Origin of the sequence: Streptomyces sp. PA03-1a, from assembly GCF_033792805.1 — a bacterium.
GTDB lineage: Bacteria > Actinomycetota > Actinomycetes > Streptomycetales > Streptomycetaceae > Actinacidiphila.
In genome coordinates this window covers 21,788-38,753 of sequence record NZ_JARAVO010000069.1, presented here as the reverse complement: position 1 = coordinate 38,753, position 16,966 = coordinate 21,788, and the positions used below count along the sequence as shown (strand labels likewise).

13 protein-coding genes are annotated in these 16,966 nt (G+C 72.5%); 11 read left to right on the top strand and 2 right to left on the bottom strand.

Annotation, left to right across the window (positions count from 1 at the left end; translation table 11 throughout):
• Positions 1-17: 17 nt before the first annotated feature.
• Positions 18-905: a LysR family transcriptional regulator gene (locus PV341_RS17730; protein ID WP_500358310.1), complete on the top strand. Its 888-nt coding sequence runs from the start codon at positions 18-20 to the stop codon at positions 903-905.
• A 64-nt stretch (positions 906-969) separates the two neighbouring features.
• Positions 970-1,905, top strand: coding sequence for a MerR family transcriptional regulator (locus tag PV341_RS17725; RefSeq protein ID WP_500324088.1), 936 nt, complete (start codon positions 970-972; stop codon positions 1,903-1,905).
• A 19-nt stretch (positions 1,906-1,924) separates the two neighbouring features.
• On the opposite strand, the gene PV341_RS17720 is transcribed toward PV341_RS17725, so the two are convergent.
• A complete protein-coding gene (locus PV341_RS17720) occupies positions 1,925-2,494 on the bottom strand; it encodes a PadR family transcriptional regulator (protein ID WP_500324087.1) in 570 nt (189 codons plus the stop codon).
• Positions 2,495-2,634: 140 nt separating this feature from the next.
• On the opposite strand from PV341_RS17720, the gene PV341_RS17715 reads away from it, so the two are divergent.
• The 3 genes from PV341_RS17715 (at position 2,635) to PV341_RS17705 (ending at position 4,777) form a co-directional block, all read left to right on the top strand.
• Entirely contained in the window at positions 2,635-3,057 is a 423-nt protein-coding gene (locus PV341_RS17715; protein WP_500324086.1) for a nuclear transport factor 2 family protein, read from the top strand.
• Between the two features lie 39 nt (positions 3,058-3,096).
• The gene (locus PV341_RS17710; protein ID WP_500358309.1) at positions 3,097-3,648 is read left to right on the top strand and encodes a TetR-like C-terminal domain-containing protein; all 552 of its coding nucleotides are present in this window, start codon (positions 3,097-3,099) and stop codon (positions 3,646-3,648) included.
• A 118-nt stretch (positions 3,649-3,766) separates the two neighbouring features.
• On the top strand, positions 3,767-4,777 hold the full coding sequence (locus tag PV341_RS17705) for a questin oxidase family protein (RefSeq protein WP_500358307.1): 1,011 nt from the start codon (positions 3,767-3,769) through the stop codon (positions 4,775-4,777).
• A 32-nt stretch (positions 4,778-4,809) separates the two neighbouring features.
• Here PV341_RS17705 and PV341_RS17700 read toward each other — a convergent pair whose 3' ends face one another.
• Positions 4,810-5,763 carry a lytic polysaccharide monooxygenase gene (locus PV341_RS17700; protein WP_500324083.1) on the bottom strand — a complete coding sequence of 318 codons (954 nt, stop codon included), beginning with the start codon at positions 5,761-5,763 and terminating at the stop codon, positions 4,810-4,812.
• A 185-nt stretch (positions 5,764-5,948) separates the two neighbouring features.
• Between PV341_RS17700 and PV341_RS17695 the strand changes: the two genes are divergently transcribed.
• The 6 genes from PV341_RS17695 (at position 5,949) to sbnB (ending at position 16,783) form a co-directional block, all read left to right on the top strand.
• Positions 5,949-7,565 carry a serine/threonine-protein kinase gene (locus PV341_RS17695; RefSeq protein WP_500358306.1) on the top strand — a complete coding sequence of 539 codons (1,617 nt, stop codon included), beginning with the start codon at positions 5,949-5,951 and terminating at the stop codon, positions 7,563-7,565.
• Entirely contained in the window at positions 7,562-8,350 is a 789-nt protein-coding gene (locus tag PV341_RS17690) for a hypothetical protein (protein WP_500358305.1), read from the top strand. The genes PV341_RS17695 and PV341_RS17690 overlap by 4 nt, the downstream gene beginning before the upstream one ends.
• Positions 8,351-8,798: 448 nt before the next feature.
• Positions 8,799-11,399 (top strand): Pls/PosA family non-ribosomal peptide synthetase, encoded by a 2,601-nt coding sequence (locus PV341_RS17685; RefSeq protein WP_500324246.1) that lies wholly within the window; start codon positions 8,799-8,801, stop codon positions 11,397-11,399.
• Between the two features lie 31 nt (positions 11,400-11,430).
• The gene (locus tag PV341_RS17680; RefSeq protein ID WP_500324080.1) at positions 11,431-14,685 is read left to right on the top strand and encodes a non-ribosomal peptide synthetase; all 3,255 of its coding nucleotides are present in this window, start codon (positions 11,431-11,433) and stop codon (positions 14,683-14,685) included.
• Complete coding sequence (locus PV341_RS17675) at positions 14,682-15,716, top strand: TauD/TfdA family dioxygenase (protein ID WP_500324079.1); 1,035 nt, start codon at positions 14,682-14,684, stop codon at positions 15,714-15,716. The genes PV341_RS17680 and PV341_RS17675 overlap by 4 nt, the downstream gene beginning before the upstream one ends.
• Entirely contained in the window at positions 15,713-16,783 is a 1,071-nt protein-coding gene (gene sbnB, locus PV341_RS17670; RefSeq protein ID WP_500324078.1) for a 2,3-diaminopropionate biosynthesis protein SbnB, read from the top strand. Before PV341_RS17675 ends, sbnB begins: the two co-directional genes overlap by 4 nt.
• Positions 16,784-16,966: the final 183 nt, after the last annotated feature.

The following is a 16,966-nucleotide window of genomic DNA, read 5'->3' as shown; positions in this document are numbered from 1 at the left end:
GCCCTGGAGGGGGGTCGCTGGACCTCGCGCTGCTGCGCACCTTCCTGGCGGTGCACCGCGCCGGTTCCTTCACCGCGGCCGCGCGGCTCCTGGGGCTCTCCCAGCCGACGGTGACGACCCAGATCCGTACGCTCGAAGGCCAACTGGACCGCGAGCTCTTCGAGCGGCTGCCACGTGGCGTCGCCGCCACGCCCTTCGCCGACGAGCTCGCCGGACGGGTGGCCGAGCCGCTCGACGCGCTGGCCGCCGTCGCCGGCCGCGGGCACGGCGACGCGGACCTGCCCGCCGAGCCGGTCCGCCTCGGCGGCCCCGCGGAGCTGCTGTGCGAGCGCGCGCTGCCCGCGCTCGCACCGCTCGTCGAGCGCGGCGTACGGCTGCGGATCGGCACCGGGCTCACCGACGTCCTGCTGGAGTCGCTGCGGGCCGGGCAGCACGACCTGGTGATCTCCACGCACCGCCCGCGCGGGCGCCTGCTCAGCGCCGTGCCCCTGATGGACGAGGAGTTCGTGCTGGTGGCCGCCCCGTCCCGGGCCGCCCGGCTGGACGTGGCCTCCGGCGGGCCCGGCGCGCTGAGCGGCGTCCCGCTCGTCTCGTACGCCGAGGACCTGCCGATCGCGCGCCGCTACTGGCGCCATGTGTTCGGCCTCCGTCTCACCGGCCACGCCGCCGTGACCGTCCCGGACCTGCGCGGCGTGCTCGCCACCGTCGCCGCGGGCGCGGGCTTCACCGTCCTCCCCCGCTACCTGTGCGCGGCGGCCCTGGCGGACGGCACCGTGGTCCCGCTGCTCGACCCCGACGACCCGCCCATCAACACCGCCTACCTCGTCCAGCGCCCGGGCGCCGACCACCACCCGCACCTCGGCCTCGTCCGCGACCTGCTGCTGCGCGAGGCCCGCGCCTGGTGAGGCGCGGCGCCGCCCGGGGCGCATGCTTGAGTCTCCCGCGGCGGGAGACCCCAGGATGGCGGACATGGACGACGACACCCTCCACACCATCGGTGACCTGGCCCGGCTAACCGGTCTGACCGTGAAGACCATCCGGTACTGGTCGGACACCGGAGTGGTGCCGCCGACCGATCGGACACCCGCCGGCTACCGGCTCTACGACCGGGCCGCGCTGGACCGTCTGGCCCTCGTGCGCACGCTGCGCGACCTCGGCATCGACCTCGCGGCCGTCCACTCCATCCTGGACAGGAAGGTCACCGTCGCCGAGGTCGCCGCTGCCCACGCCGAGGCGCTGGAGGTGCAGATCCGCACCCTGCGGGTCCGCCAGGCGGTGCTGCGGACGGTCGCGGGGCGCGGGGCCTCACCACAGGAGACGGAACTGATGCACCGACTCGCCACCCTCTCGGACCGTGAACGCCGCCGCCTCGTCGACGAGTTCGTCGACGACGTCGTGAGCGGCATCGACGTCGACCCCGGTTTCCCGGCCATGATGCGCGCCGCGATGCCCGAACTCCCCGACGAGGCCTCGCCGGAGCAGGTGAGCGCCTGGGTGGAGTTGGCCGAGCTGATCCAGGACGAGGACTTCAGGGCCGGCGTCCGCCGCGCCGTCGCCGACCAGAGCCGCGCCCTCGCGAAGGGCGGTCAGCCGGACCCGGCGGCGGCCCGCCGGACGGCCGAGTTGCTGCGGGAGCGCGCGGGCGGCGCCGTGGCGGCGGGCATCGGCCCGGCATCACCGGCGGCCCGTCCTGTCGTGGAGGAACTCGTCCGCGCGTACGCGGAGTTGTCCGGCCGGGCGGACGGCCCGCAGTTCCGGGGATGGCTGGCCGAGCGGCTGGAGATCTCCCACGACTCCCGTTACGAGCGCTACTGGCAGTTGCTGGCGCGGGTGGGCGGGCAGGAGGCGCCGCCCGCGCTGGCCCCGGCGGTGGCGTGGCTGACGGCCGCCCTGCGGACGGGATGAGGCCGGGCGTCGCGGGCCGTCAGCGTTCCTCGGCGACGCGAGCCCGCTGCCGCAGGACTTCGGCGGCCCGCCGGCACCAGTCCCGGTTGCCCTCCTCGAAGGCCAGGCCCCGCAGGCAGGTGAGGTAGGGGCCGACGCGGCGGCCGCGACCGAGGAACTCCTCCTCGGTGCGGCCGCCGCGCATCCGCGCGAGGAGCCGTTCGAACAGTTCGATCTTGGCGTCGGCGAAGGCGGCCCGCTCGCCGAGCCGGGCGATCAGCTCCCCGGCGTCGACCACGTCCGCGGCCTGCACCGCCACGAGCAGGTCGTCGCGGATGAAGGAGGGTTTGCCGACCGCCGCCGCGAACCGTTCCAGCTCGGCGACCCCGCCCTCGGTGACGTGGAAGAGGCGCTTGTTGGGCCGGCTGTCCTGCACGACCTCACGGCCCGCGATCAGCCCCTCCTTCTCGAGCCTGGTCAGTTCGGCGTAGAGCTGCTGCGGCAGGGCGTGCCAGAAGTTCGCCACCCCGATGTCGAACGCCTTCGTCAGCTCGTAGCCGCTGAGTTCCCCGTCCAGGAGTGCGGCCAGGACCGCGTGCCGCAGGGCCATCCCGGCTCCCCTTCCGTCCGTCGTCACGTCTGTCCCGCCGTGCCGTGCTCTTCCGTGTGACCGCTCCTCATGATACTCAAGAAACTGAGTAATCAATTTTCTGAGTGTCGACGTCCGGAGCCGGACGACCAGGAGGAGCCATGACAGCCGCCGACCGCTTCCGGTCCGCCGTCGAGCGCCGCGATCTCAGCGCGCTGGACGAACTGTTCCACGACGACATCCGCCTCTACAGCCCGGTGAAGTTCACCCCGTTCGAGGGCAAGCCCATGGTGCTGGGGCTCTTCGGCGTCCTGCTGCGCACCTTCGAGGACTTCCACTACGTGGGGACCCTCGACGGCACGGTCGAGACGAGCGCCGACGGCACCGAGGCACCGTCGACGGTGCTGGTGTTCCGTGCCACCGTGGGCGGCAAGAGCATCCACGGCATCGACCTGCTGCAGGTCGACGAGGCGGGCCTGGTCAAGGAGTTCACCGTGATGGTGCGCCCGCAGTCCGCGGTGCACGCGCTCGGGGAGGCCGTCCTGGCCGGCCTCGTCGCCGACGGGCTCGTACCGGCCCCGTAGGGCGAGGGCCCGGCGACGCCGGTAAGGCGGCGCCGCCACGTGCCCGCGAGCAGCCCGCGGTACCAGGCGACGGTGGCGTCGAGCGCCTCGCCGAGCGGTGCCGGCCCCGTGCCGAAGGCCCGCTCGAAGGCCGAGGAGTCCATGACCTGCGGCTCGGTGTGCGCGCTGGCCGAGGCGTACCGCGCGTGGGCGGTCCGCAGGCCCCACCGCTACCTGCTGGTCCAGGGCACGCCCGTCCCCGGCTGCACCGCCCCGGCCGACACCGTGGAGCGCGCCAGGGCGGCCCTGGGACCCTTCCTGGAGGTCTTCGCCACGGCCTCCCCCACCGCGGCCGTCCTCCCCGTCGTCGAGGAGACGGACAGCTGGGCACGCCGCGACGACGCCGTCGCCGCCTGGGTGACCACCCACACCGGGGAGCGCGCCGCGGCGGCCCCCGGTGTGCCGCTGACGGGCGCCGTGCTCGCGTGGTCCCACCTGCACGGCGCCGTCGGCCTGGAGACGGCCGGCCAGCTCGAGGGCATGGGCCACAGCGGCGCCACGCTCCTGACCGCCCGGATCGACTCCCTGGCGGATTCCTTCGGGCGCGCCTGAACCCGGGCCGAAGGGATCCGAACGGCTCCGAAGGGATCCGAAGGGCCGCGCGACCTAGGCCGGGTCCTACGCCTGCGGCCGGTTACGCCGCCGCGGCCCCCCGCCTACTGTCCTGGCCATGGATACGACAGGGACCCTGGACGAGGCGCTCCAGCGACTGCACAGATCGGGGCCCGAACGCCTCGGACGACTCACCAACCACGCGCCGATGGCCGTCGAGGCCCTCGCCGCCCACGGACAGGCCCGTTCGGTGCACCGCTGGCTCGACCTCTACGCGCGCAAGCTCGAGGAGTTCCCGTCCGGCACCGAGCCGGTCACGGCCGGCAACTGGCGTGCCGCGCTCGGCGATCCGCGCCGGGCCGCCGACTGGATCGGCTACTTCGGGCGCGAGATCGCCGAGCATCCCTGGCGCGAGGTGCTCACGCTGTGGTGGCCCCGACTCCTGCCCGGCTTGTACGGCGGCTCGACGCACCCGGTGATCCGGGTGGGCCACGCCGTACGCACCCTGCTGGCCGGCGAGAGCACCGGACCCCGTCTGGCCGAACTCGCCCACGGCCTCGGCTACTGGGCCGCCCGCCACCACGCCGTCGCGGACCTCGCACCCCTGCCCGGCGCGGGCAGCGCGGCCGCCGCCCTCGACGCGGTCGTGCCCCTCGCCGTACGAGACGGCGGCTTCCCGGCCCGGCTCGGCCGCGTCACGGGCCTGCCGGTGTGGGCGGCGGCGGTCACGGACCCGGACGAGGCCCGAACCCGCCTCACCGAACTGGTGCGGGCGGCCACCCACCGGTACGCCACCCACGGCCACGGCGAGGAGACGATGCTGGTCCACGCGGCCACTGCCCCCAACGCCGTCCTGCGCACCCTGCCCGCGCTCCCGCGCGCCCTGTGGGTGCCGAGCCTGCGGGCCGCCTGGACGGCCTCCGCCGCGGTGACCGCGATGTACGCGCCGGACGCGCCGGTCGCGTACACCCCGCCCGGCACCTTCACGTCCGAGGAGGTCTTCGAACGGGCCCTGGAGCACGGCGACGAACACGTCATCAAACTGACCGACACCGCCCTCGACGTCGGCGACGGACCAGCCCTGGCGGCCGCCCTGCGCTCCATCGAACTGAGCGAACCGTTGCGGTAGTCGGTTGTCCGGCGGGGCTTGGACGACAGGACCTAACGGCCCCGGGTGCCCGGTGAGCGGCGCAGCCGGAACAGCAGGGCGATCGCGGCCATGCCGCCAAGCAGGGTGGCGCTGCCGAGGGCCAGCAGGGTGCGCCCCGGTCCCTCGCTCTCGGCGGCCACGGGCTGGGTGGCCGGGGTACGCACGGCGTCCCGCGGAGAGGCCTGGGCGGCCGCGGGGGATCCGGCCGTCCGAATGGCGGAGGGGGACGCCGTGCCCTTTGACGCCGCGGCTTCGGGCGTCGCGGAGGCCGAAGCCGGCGAGGGCTTCGCCGGCTTCGCGGGCTTGGCCGGTGCCTTGGCCGCGGCAGCCGGGAAGACGACGTCGGAGCACGAGTAATACGTGTCGGGTGTCGAGAAGTTCTGCCAGATCGTGAAGAGGACGTGGTGCCCGGTGCGGTTCGAGGGCAGCCGCCCGCTGATGCGGTAGGCGCCGCCGGACACGGGCGGGTCGGTGACCTTCACGAAGGGGTCGCTCGCCAGCGACGACCAGGTCAGCGGCCGGGTCGGGTCGTAGCCCTCCTTCGTGAGGTACAGCCGGAACGTGCCCTGGTGCGGGATGGTCGTTCCGTACGCCATGGTGAAGGCGGCGCCCGGCGTCAGCCGGGTGGCCGGCCAGTCGGAGCGCGGCAGGTCGAGGCCACGGAAGGCGGCCAGCCCGCCGCTGCACAGCTTCCCGTCCGGGATCACCTGGCGGTCGCGGCCCGCGACCCCGGCGACGCGGAGGTTGTCCCAGTCCGCGAAGGGCCGGCTCCCGCCGTTGGCGGCCGCGGCGGCCCGGCAGGCGGCCGTCCCCACGTACTGTCCGCTTCCGGACGCGCACGCCGCGGCGCGGCTCACCGGGGACACCGGCGCGCCGTGGGCGGCCGCCGGTCCCGCCAGGGCCAGCGGCAGCAACGCGGCCGTGCCTGCGACGACGGAGCTGAGCACGTGGCGCGATGGGGCCATGCCGGCCGCCTTCCTGTTGCCGTTCGGTGGATCGGAACGCACGTCCCCTCGTAGTACGGACGGTCGGCGGGGGGTGTTCAGCCGGGTGGGGGGTTCCCCGGGAACCGGTCGCCGCGGGATCGTGTCTGTTGAGGAAAAGTCGACGCGGTCGCCGGCACCGCGCCACATGCAGGGGGGACAAGTGAATGAGCGGCTGGAGGGCTCCGGGGTACACCGAGGCCAGAGAACTGGGCTCGGGCGGCTGCGGTCGCGTGGTGCTCGCGTCCCATGACGCCACGTCAACGCCTGTCGCGATCAAGTACCTGAGCGACGAACTCCGGGGCGACCCGGAGTTCCTGCAGGAGTTCCGAGCCGAGGCACAGCTGCTGGGAGGTCTCCACACCCCATATGTCGCCAGTCTGTACGAGTACGTGGAGGGTCCCGCAGGGGCGGCCATCGTCATGGAGCTGGTCGACGGCTTGGCGCTGAGGGCGTTACTCCGTCAGGAAGGAGCCACCGGGCCCGAAGCAGCCCTGGTGGTGCTCAAGGGGTCGCTGCTCGGCCTCGCCGCCGCCCACCGCACCGGTGTGGTGCACCGCGACTACAAACCGGAGAACGTCCTGGTCGCGGCGGACGGATCGTCGAAGCTGGTCGACTTCGGCATCGCCCTGCGCAGCGGAACCAAGGGGGCCGTGGCGGGAACGCCCGCCTACATGGCCCCCGAGCAGTGGAACGGGCGCCCGGCATCGCCCGCGACCGACGTGTACGCGGCGACCGCGACGTTCTACGAGTGCCTGACCGGCCGCAAGCCGTTCCAGGGTGAGAACTTCGCCGAGCTGGCCGTTCAGCACATCGAAGCGCCGGTACCGGTCGGGCAGGCACCGGAGCCGGTGCGTGAGCTGATCCTGCGCGGGATGGCGAAGGACCCGGCGCTGCGTCCGGCGGACGCCGAGGCGTTCGTGGCGGAACTGGAGGTGATCGCGGGAGCGGCCTACGGGAACGACTGGGAGGAGCGAGGGCAGCGCAGGCTCGCCGCGCTCGCGGTGCTGTTGCCGCTGCTCTTCCCGTCGGCGGGACCCGGGCCGGGGACGGTCGACCTGGCCACGACCATGGTCGGCGGCGGCGCACGGCGCCTGACACGTCAGGGCATGCTCGCCGCGGTGAGTGGTGTGGTCATCGCCGGGCTGCTGACCTTCGCCGCGGTGGCCTCGGGTGAGGGCCCGCACCAGACGACCGCCAACTGGACAGGGGAAACGACGAGAGCGACCCCACGCGGCACCTCCGAAGCGCCGGGGACGACGGCTCCGCCGGGCAGTCCCTCGCCCGGCTCCCCGAGCCCGTCGCCCTCCACGCCGGAGAGCGCCCCGGCCTCCACCGGGGCGACCGCCGTCACCACGCCGGCCGCACCGACGCCGACCACGACGGCCTCGGCCACGGCTTCCGCGTCCGTGACGGCGACGCCGACGGTGTCGCCCTCGGCATCGACGACACCCCCGGTGAGCGTGAGCGACGTCTCGGTCACCTCGCTCGCCCAGACGGGTGTATTCAGTGCCTCGGCCACGATCCGGCTGCGCACCAGTGATGCACGCCCCGTGACCGTCACGGTGACCTGGTACACGAGCGACGCGAAGGGAGAGCCCGGCACCGCCGACGGCGCACAGACCTTCACCCGCAGCGGTTCCACCTCGTACTCCTTCACCGCCGACCACACGTTCCCGCGGGGCAGCGGCTGTTGGTTCGGCGCGGCCGCCACCACCGACCCGACGGCGGCCAACGGGCAGTCGTTCCAGCAGATCCTCACCCGTGGTTGCGTGATCACGTGAACGGGTCACGCGACCTCCCACCCGAGGAGGACACCGAGCGCACCTTCCGTCTCGGCCCCACGGACGCGGCGCCGAACGACGCGACCCCCCAGGACGCGAGGCCGCACAGCACGGCGCCGCAGGACGCCGATCCCGAGTACAGCGCGACCGTCCTCGCCGAGCACTGGGCGCCGTCGGCACTGCCGACGGCCCGGCTCGAGCCCGTGGTCAGCGCCGAGGCGGCGGTACCGACGGTGAAGGCCGGCCCCACCGTCGTCCTGCCGGACCGGGTCGAGGGCGAGGTCATGCGGTTCGGGCCCGGCGTCACACCCGCCGCGGCGGCCCGGGCCAACGTCGCCGCCGAGGTGTGGCGGGGCCGGATCACCCCGCTTCCGCCGCCCGGACCGCATCGTCGCAGGTGGCCGCGGCGGTACGTACTGGCCGGTGCGGTGCTGGTGGCGGTGCTCGTCTTCCTGGCCTGGCAGCGCTTCGGTCCGGGCCTCGAGGTGAAGCGGGTGACGGTGACCCCGTCCCCGTCGGCACCCGCGTGCGACACGACCGTCGACCTCGTCGCCGTCGTCACGACCAACGGGCGCCCGGGCACGATCAGTTACCGATGGCTACGCAACGACGGCACCTCCTCCGACGTGCTGTACGAAGAGGTGCCCCGCGGCCGCCACGAGGCACGGCTGCACCTGCTGTGGACCTTCCGCGGTCACGGCACGTACCGGGCGGAGGCCGAACTGCGCATCATCACACCCGGCCACCGCGCCGTCACGACGGGTTTCTCGTACGTCTGCCCGTGACCCCCGCGACCCCCGAGCCCGCCCGCGCAGCCTGTGCGCGGGCGGGCTCAGCCATATGACGAGGCCTCAGCACACAGCCGTCGCCTTTTAACTCTCTTGACCGGGACGACCACTCTCGGTAGCGCTTATCGCATCTCCGCGGCTTTCCCGCAACCTTGCGAATCGGTGGTTTTTCCGCCTTTCGGGAACGGTACTCGTCGATTCATCGCGACTTCCCGAGCATTTGCGCAGTCCAGCGCCGCGACATACCACTTCGATCATCTTCGAGTGGCAGTCCGAACGAGGACGGCGGAGACTACGAGGAGCGACATATGGTTGTATGGCGAGAGAAGAGCTCACGACCGCATGGCTTCCGGATTACTCGCTCCGGCCCATAGCCGGGGCAAGAGGGACACCGGGTACCGGCTTTACCGGCCGCCCGTGGTCGACTTTTCCTCAAGGAGCTCACATCGTGGAAAAATCTGCAGAGGTCCTGGCGTCGGATCCCGCTTCGGATCCCGATGAATCTTCAACCACCGGGCGCCCCTACACCGCCCCGGCCGACGGCACGGAAAGGATCCTCGCCGACATCCTGGCGGGCATCGTGCACACGGACCGGGTGTCCGTCGACAGCCATTTCTTCACGGAAATGGGTGCCGACTCCCTGGTGATGGCACATTTCTGCGCCCGGGTGCGGAAGCACCAGGACCTGCCGTCCGTGTCGATGAAGGACATCTACCGGTACCCGACGATCAGAAGTCTCGCGACGGCCCTGGCGGACGCCCCGCCGGTCGGCGCCCTGACCCCCGCCACCCAGGCCCTCGCCGACGTGCCGCTCCCGGAGCCGATCCAGGTGACGGCGGCGAAGGGCACTCCGCGCTACGTGTTCTGCGGCGTGCTGCAGGCACTGTTCTTCCTGGGCTACTCGTACCTCGCCGCGTTCGTCGTGACGCGCGGGGCGGAGTGGATATCCGCCGGCACGAGCCCCTTCGACACCTATCTGCGGTCCGTGGAGTTCGGCGGCGCGGCCTTCGCGGGCGTCTGCGTCCTGCCGGTCGCGGGCAAGTGGCTCCTGGTCGGACGGTGGAAGCCGCAGGAGATCCGCATCTGGAGCCTGGCGTACTTCCGGTTCTGGTGCGTGCGGACCCTGATCCGGTCGAACCCCATGGTGTTGTTCGTCGGTTCACCGCTGTACGTGCTGTACCTGCGGGCGCTGGGCGCGCGAATAGGCCGCGGGGTGGCCATCTTCTCCAAGCACGTCCCGGTCTGCGCCGACCTGCTGACCATCGGCGACGGCACGGTGATCCGCAAGGACTCGTACTTCTCCTGCTACCGGGGGCACTCGGGGGTGATCCAGACCGGTCCGGTCACGCTCGGCAGGGAAGTGCTGATCGGCGAGGTGACCGTGCTCGACATCGGCACCTCCATGGGCGACGGCGCCCAACTCGGCCACGCCTCCTCGCTCCACAGCGGCCAGGCCGTCCCCGCCGGCGAGCGCTGGCACGGCTCCCCGGCCCAGCCGGGCGCCGCGGACTACCGCGTGGTCGCGCCGGTGCAGTGCGGCAGGAGCCGCCGTGTCACCTACTGCCTGAGTCAGTTGCTGATCCTCCTGGCCGCCTGGATCCCGGTCGCGGTCGGCGGGGTGGCGATCCTTCTCACGGTGGTCCCGCGCCTGGACCTCCTGCTGGAGCCGGGCCCGGTGGCCCTGACGACGTGGACCTTCTACGCCGACGCCCTGGCCGCCTCCTTCGTCCTCTTCTGCGGGGCGGTGCTGCTGGGCCTCCTCGTCGCGGTCACCGTGCCGCGGCTGCTGCACCCGCTCGTGAAGCCCGACACGGTCCACCCGCTCTACGGGTTCCGCTACGGGATCCACCGCACCATCGGCTTCCTCACCAACCGGAAGTTCTTCCGCGTCCTTTTCGGCGACAGTTCCGCCGTCGTGCACTACCTGCGCGCCATCGGGTACGACCTGTCGCCGGTGGAACAGACCGGCTCGAATTTCGGTACCGAGGTGAAGCACGAGAATCCGTACCTGAGCAAGGTCGGCAGCGGGACCATGGTCGCCGACGGACTGTCCATCATGAATGCGGACTACTCCAGCACCTCTTTCCGCGTCACCCGGACGGCGATCGGCCCGCACAATTTCCTGGGCAACCACATCGCCTATCCGCCCCAGGGCAGGACCGGCGAGAACTGCCTGCTGGCGACCAAGGTCATGGTCCCCGTCGAGGGGCCCGTCCGGGAGAACGTCGGACTGCTGGGCTCGCCCAGCTTCGAGATTCCCCGCACGGTGGACCGCGACAGCAAATTCGACCACCTGAAGGACGGCGAAGCGTTCCACCGCCTGCTGTCGGACAAGAACAAGCACAACACCGGCACCGCGGTGCTCCACCTGCTGCTGCAGTGGCTGCTGCTCTTCCTGGTGGCGCTGACCGCGTCCGTCGCCGCCGACCTCTACCCCGCGTACGGCGCCGCCGCGGTCGCGGTCGCGAACGTCGTGGTCCTGGTGGTCACCGTCACCTACATCGTGCTCGGCGAGCGCATCGTCACCAGGTTCCGCGGGCTGCGGCCGCTGTACTGCTCGATCTACGACCTCGACTTCTGGCGGCACGAACGCTACTGGAAGGTGACGGCCGCGACGGAGTACCTGAACGTCCTCAACGGCACCCCGTTCAAGAACGTCGTCTGGCGTCTGCTCGGCGTGCGGATCGGGCGCCGCGTCTTCGACGACGGCCTCTTCCTCCCGGAGCGCTCCCTGGCCGCCATCGGCGACGACTGCACCCTCAACGCGGGCACGGTCATCCAGAGCCACTCCCAGGAGGACGGCGCCTTCAAGTCCGACCACAGCACGCTGGGTGCCGGCTGCACCCTCGGGGTCGGCGCCCTCGTCCACTACGGGGTGACCGTCGGCGACGGCGCCGTGATCGCCCCGGACTCCTTCGTGATGAAGGGCGAGGAGCTCCCCGCGCTCGCCCGGTGGGGCGGCAACCCCGCCCGGGAGATGCCCGAGAACCCGAAGACCCCGAACAGCGGCGGCGATCGCGCCACCGCGCTGATCAGCGGTGTGTAGTCCCGTGGAAACCGCAAGTGGAGGCAAGTCGATGGACATGGCAGCGCAGGCCGGACGGGAGTTCTGGCGCGGAGTGCTCCTCAAGGGCGGGTTCACCGCGATCCCCCGCTGGACTCCCGAACCGGCCACCGGCGCCGCCGAGCACGTGGTGGCGGTCCCCGACGGCCTCACGGCGTCCGTGCGCCGTGTGGCCGAGGAGGTCGCCGTCCCGGTGGGCTCGGTGCTGCTGGCCGCGCACGCCAAGGTGCTGGCAGCGCTCGCCGGCGAGACCGACGTCGTGACCGGTTACGTCGCCGCGGGCGGCGCGGTGCTGCCGTGCCGGCTGTCGGCGGGTCCCGGCTCGTGGCGGTCCCTGCTGCTGGACGCGCACGGCGCCGAGTCGCAGCTGCTGGCCTTCCAGGACTTCCCCGTCGACGCGCTCCGCAAGGAGCTCGACCTGGCCGAGCCGCTGTTCGAGACGGTCTTCGACCTGTCCGGCGGTGGCGTCGAGCTCACCCCCGGCACCGTGCTCTGGGTGGGAGCCTCGGACCGCGACGGCCGGCTCTCGTTGCGGCTGCGCTACGCCAACGATGTCATGGACGAGGACGCCGCGGCCCGCGTCGCCGGCTACCACGTGGCCGCCCTGGCGCGGATCGCCGCCGACCTGGACGCCGAGCACACCCGCAAGAGCCTGCTGTCGGCGGAGGAGAACCGGCTGCAGCTCACCGGGATGGCCGGACCGCGCAGGAAGCTGCCGGACCGGCGGATGCACGAGCTGTTCGAGGAGCGGGTCCGGGCGCACCCGGAGGCGGTCGCGGCCGTCCACGGGGACCGCCAGTGGACCTACGGCGACCTCAACGCCCGCGCGAACCGCCTGGCGCATGCCCTCCTGGCGCGTGGTCTGGAGCGCGAGGGCGTGGTCGCGGTGGTCACCGAGCGGAACCTGGACTGGCTGGCGGCCGTGCTGGCGGTCTTCAAGGCCGGCGGCGCCTACCTGCCGATCGAGCCGCACTTCCCGGCCGGGCGGATCAGGAACACCCTGGCCCGGGCCGAGTGCCGGATGGCGCTGACCGAGCGCGGCAGCACCGCCACGCTGGACGAGGCGCTGTCCGCGCTCCCCGAGGTGCAGCGGCTGCCGGTCGAGGACGCCTACGCCGAGGACCACCCGAGCGAGGACCCCCGCGTGGCGGTCGCCCGCGACCAGTTGGCGTACATCTACTTCACCTCCGGCTCGACCGGGGAGCCCAAGGGCGCCATGTGCGAGCACGCGGGGTTCCTCAACCACCTCTACGCCAAGATCGACGACCTCGGCATCGGCGAGGGGCACGTGGTGGCGCAGACCGCCCCGCAGTGCTTCGACATCTCGCTGTGGCAGCTGGTCTCCGCGCTGCTCGTCGGCGGACGCACCCTGCTGGTGGAGCAGGAGACGATCCTGGACGCCGACCGCTTCCTCGACAAGGTCGTCGAGGGCCGGGCGAACGTCCTCCAGCTCGTCCCCTCCTACCTGGACGTCGTCCTGTCCGCCCTGGAGCGGCAGCCGCGCGAACTGCCGGACCTGCGCTGCGTGTCGGTGACCGGCGAGGCCCTGAAGAAGGACCTCATCGGGCGCTGGTTCGCCGTGCGGCCCGGCGTGAAGCTGGTCAACGCCTACGGGCTGACCGAGACCAGCGACGACACCAACCACGCGGTGATGGACCGGGTCCCGGACACCGACTGGGTGCCGCTGGGCCGGCCCGTCAACAACGTGCGGGTGTACGTCGTCGACGAGCACCTGTCCCCGGTGCCGCTGGGCGCGCCCGGTCTGGTCGTCTTCTCCGGGGTCTGCGTGGGCCGCGGCTACATCAACGACCCCGAGCGCACCCGGCAGGCGTACCTGACCGACCCCCACCACGCCGGTGAGCGGCTGTACCGCGGCGGCGACTACGGCCGCTGGCACCCGGACGGCACGCTGGAGTTCCTCGGCCGCAAGGACCACCAGGTCAAGATCCGCGGTTTCCGCATCGAGATCGGCGAGATCGAGAACACCCTGGTCCGTGCGCCGGGGGTGCGCGACGGCGCGGTCGTGGTCAGCGACGACGGCAGCCAGCTGGTCGCCTTCTACTCGGGCCCCGCGCCCGTGGAGGCGGACGTGCTGCGCGAGCACCTGGCGGCTTCCCTGCCCGCCTACATGGTGCCCGCGGCCTTCCACTGGAAGGAGAGCCTGCCGCTGACCGCCAACAGCAAGATCGACCGCAAGGCCCTGACGGCGCTCGCCACGGAGGAGACCTCCGAGCGGGACCCCGCCGGGACGGACCTGCAGGCCCCCGGCACCCCCGCCGAACTGCGCCTGGCGAGGGCGTGGGCGACGGTGCTCGGCGTCCCGCAGGAGCGGATCGGGCGCCAGGACCACTTCTTCGACCGCGGCGGCACCTCCCTGTCCGCCGTACGGCTGGCGATCCTGCTGGACCGCGCGATCTCCCTCAAGGACGTCACCGCGCACCCGGTCCTCGCCGACCTCGCCGAGGTGGTCGACGGCCGGACGACGCGCCGGCCCGGACTGCTGCAGGCCCTGTCGGAGCCGGACGGCGAGCCGCACGGCGCCCTGGTGTGCTTCCCGTACGCCGGTGGCAACGCGGTGAACTTCCGGCCGCTGGCCGCGGCCCTGCGGCCCGCCGGCTGTGCGGTCTACGCCGTCGAACTGCCCGGCCACGACCCGGCCGCCCGCGACGAGGACTTCGCGCCGCTGGCGCAGGTGGTCGACGCGGTGGTCGAGGAGATCGCCGGCCGCGGACTGTCCCGGATCCTGCTGTGGGGCCACTCCTCGGGCACCGCCCTCGCGGTGGAGACCGCCCGGCGGCTGCGGGAGCGGGGCGTGGAGGTCCAGCGCGTGTTCCTCGGCGCGCAGCTGCTCGGCGACTCCGCCGGACGGCGTGCCGCCGCCGACGCGCTGACCGGCCGCAGCGACGCCGACATCGCCGCGGAACTGAGCGGCGACGGCGGTTACGGCCAGCTCGCCGAGCTGGACAGGGCCCGTGCCGGGCACGTGGCCGCCGCCTACCGCCACGACTGCGTGGCGGCCCACCGATACTTCGCCGACGCGTTGGACTCCGCACCGCCGGTGCGGCTGTCCACGCCGGTCACCGTGGTCGTCGCCGCCGACGACCCGTACACGGCGGACCACTCCCGCCGGTACCGCGAGTGGCAGCTGCTGGCCGAGCACGTCGACCTGTACGAGCTCGCCCGCGGCGGTCACCACTTCCCCCGCACCTGCCCGGACGAGGTGGCGCAGGCGGTCCTGCGCGCCGCCGAACTCCTGGCCTCCCCATGAACGGCAACCGAGAGGAGACGCAGTTGTCGACCTCAGCTTCCCCTCCGTCCCTGCTCGACCTCGAGCTGCGGCCCGGTTCACCCCCGATCCTGCGCACCGGGGCCGTCCAGGACCCGGCGGGCTGGGCCGACGGGCACCGCGACGCGCTGCGCGCGGTCGTCGCCGAGCACGGCTCGGTCCTGATCCGCGGCCTCGGGCTCACCGACGCGGACAAGGCCGCAGGCGTGGTCAAGCGACTGGCCGGCCGGCTGACCGCAGAGAAGGAGGCCTTCGCGTCCCGGCGGACCTACGCCGAGGGCCTGTACTCCTCCTCCAACTGGCCGCCCAACCAGCCGATGTGCATGCATCATGAACTCAGCTACCGGCTCGAGTTCCCCGGCATGATGATGTTCGCCTGCCTGACCGCGCCGGAGAAGGGCGGGGCGACGGCGGTGGCCGACGCGCCGACCGTGCTCGAGGCGCTGCCGTCCGAGCTGGTCCAGCGCTTCGAGCGCGAGGGCTGGCTGCTCACCCGCAGCTACAACGACGAGATCGGGGCGACCGTCGCCGAGGCCTTCGGCACCGACGACCGCTCCGCCGTCGAGGACTACTGCCGCGCCAACGCCATCGCCTTCGAGTGGCAGCCGGACGGGGCCCTGCGCACCCGCCAGCGGCGCAGTGCCGTGGTCCGCCACCCGGTCACGGGCCGGCGCTGCTGGTTCAACCAGATCGCGTTCCTCAACGAATGGACGATGGACCCCGAGGTGCACGAGTACCTCGTGGACATGTACGGCGCCGAGGGCCTGCCGTTCAACACCCGCTTCGGCAACGGCGACCCGATCGGCGCGGACGTCGTCCAGCTGCTCAACACCGTTTACGAGGCGAACACCGCCCGCGAGCCCTGGCAGACGGGCGACCTGATGCTCGTCGACAACATCCGCACCGCGCACAGCCGCGAGGCCTACGAGGGCTCCCGTGAAGTGCTGGTCGGCATGGCCGACGCGGTGCGCCTGGCCGACTGCTCCCCGACCGTCGAGGTGACCACCGCATGACCAGCAACCGCTCCGCCGCACAGGGTTCCGCGCCCTCCGGGCCGCTCACCGTACCGCCGTTCGCGGTGGTCCCCGGTGTCCAGGTCCAGCGCGCGCTGCACGGGCGCGAGAAGCAGATCACGGAGCTCGTGGAGACCACCTACCGGCTGCACTCCGCCGGTGACTCGGTGAACCCGCCGTCGTACTTCCTGCGGTTCCCCGACCGTCCCACGGCCCGGATCATCGCCCTGCCCGCCTCGATCGGCGGTGACGTGCGCGTGGACGGCCTGAAGTGGATCTCCAGCTTCCCGGAGAACGTGGCGGCGGGCATCCCCCGCGCCTCGGCGGTGCTGATCCTCAACGACCACGACACCGGCTACCCCATCGCGTGCCTGGAGAGCTCCATCATCAGCGCCACCAGGACGGCGGCGATGGCGGCCCTGGCCGCCGACCGGCTGAGCCGCCCCGACCGGCGCCCGAAGCGCGTCGGATTCTTCGGGACGGGACTGATCGCCCGCTACATCCACACCTACCTGGTGGGCACCGGATGGCACTTCGACGAGATCGGCGTGCACGACCTGTCCACCGAGAGCGCGAAGGGCTTCCGCGGCTACGTCGAACAGACGGGCGCCCCGGGACGCATCACCCTGCACGACAACCCCGAGCAGCTCATCCGCTCGAGCGACCTGGTGGTCTTCGCCACCGTCGCCGGCGAGCCCCACGTACGGGACATGACCTGGTTCGGGCACAAGCCGCTCGTGCTGCACATGTCGCTGCGCGACCTCACGCCGGAGATCGTGCTCGGCTCGACCAACGTGGTCGACGACGTCGAGCACTGCCTGAAGGCGGACACGTCGCCGCACCTGGCGGAGCAGCTCACGGGCAACCGGGACTTCCTGGCCGGCACCCTGGACGACGTGATCGCCGGGCGGGTGGCGCTCCGCGAGGACCGGCCCGTGGTGTTCTCGCCCTTCGGCCTCGGAGTCCTCGACCTCGCGGTCGGCAAGTACGTCTACGACGAGGTGGCGCGCTCCGGCGAGCTGCGCGTCGTCGACGACTTCTTCCACGAACTGCGCCGGTACGGATGAACGGCCGCGACCCCGCCCCCACGACCCCAGGCCCCCGGACCTGGGCCCGGGCCCCCGACGGAGGGGCGGGCACCACGGCGACGGACGACAAGGAGCCGCATGCGGACGCACCTCCGGGAAAGACCAACGGTCCAGCCACGCAAGCTCATCAGTGCAGGACACAGCGGCCGCTGACGCGTTGCT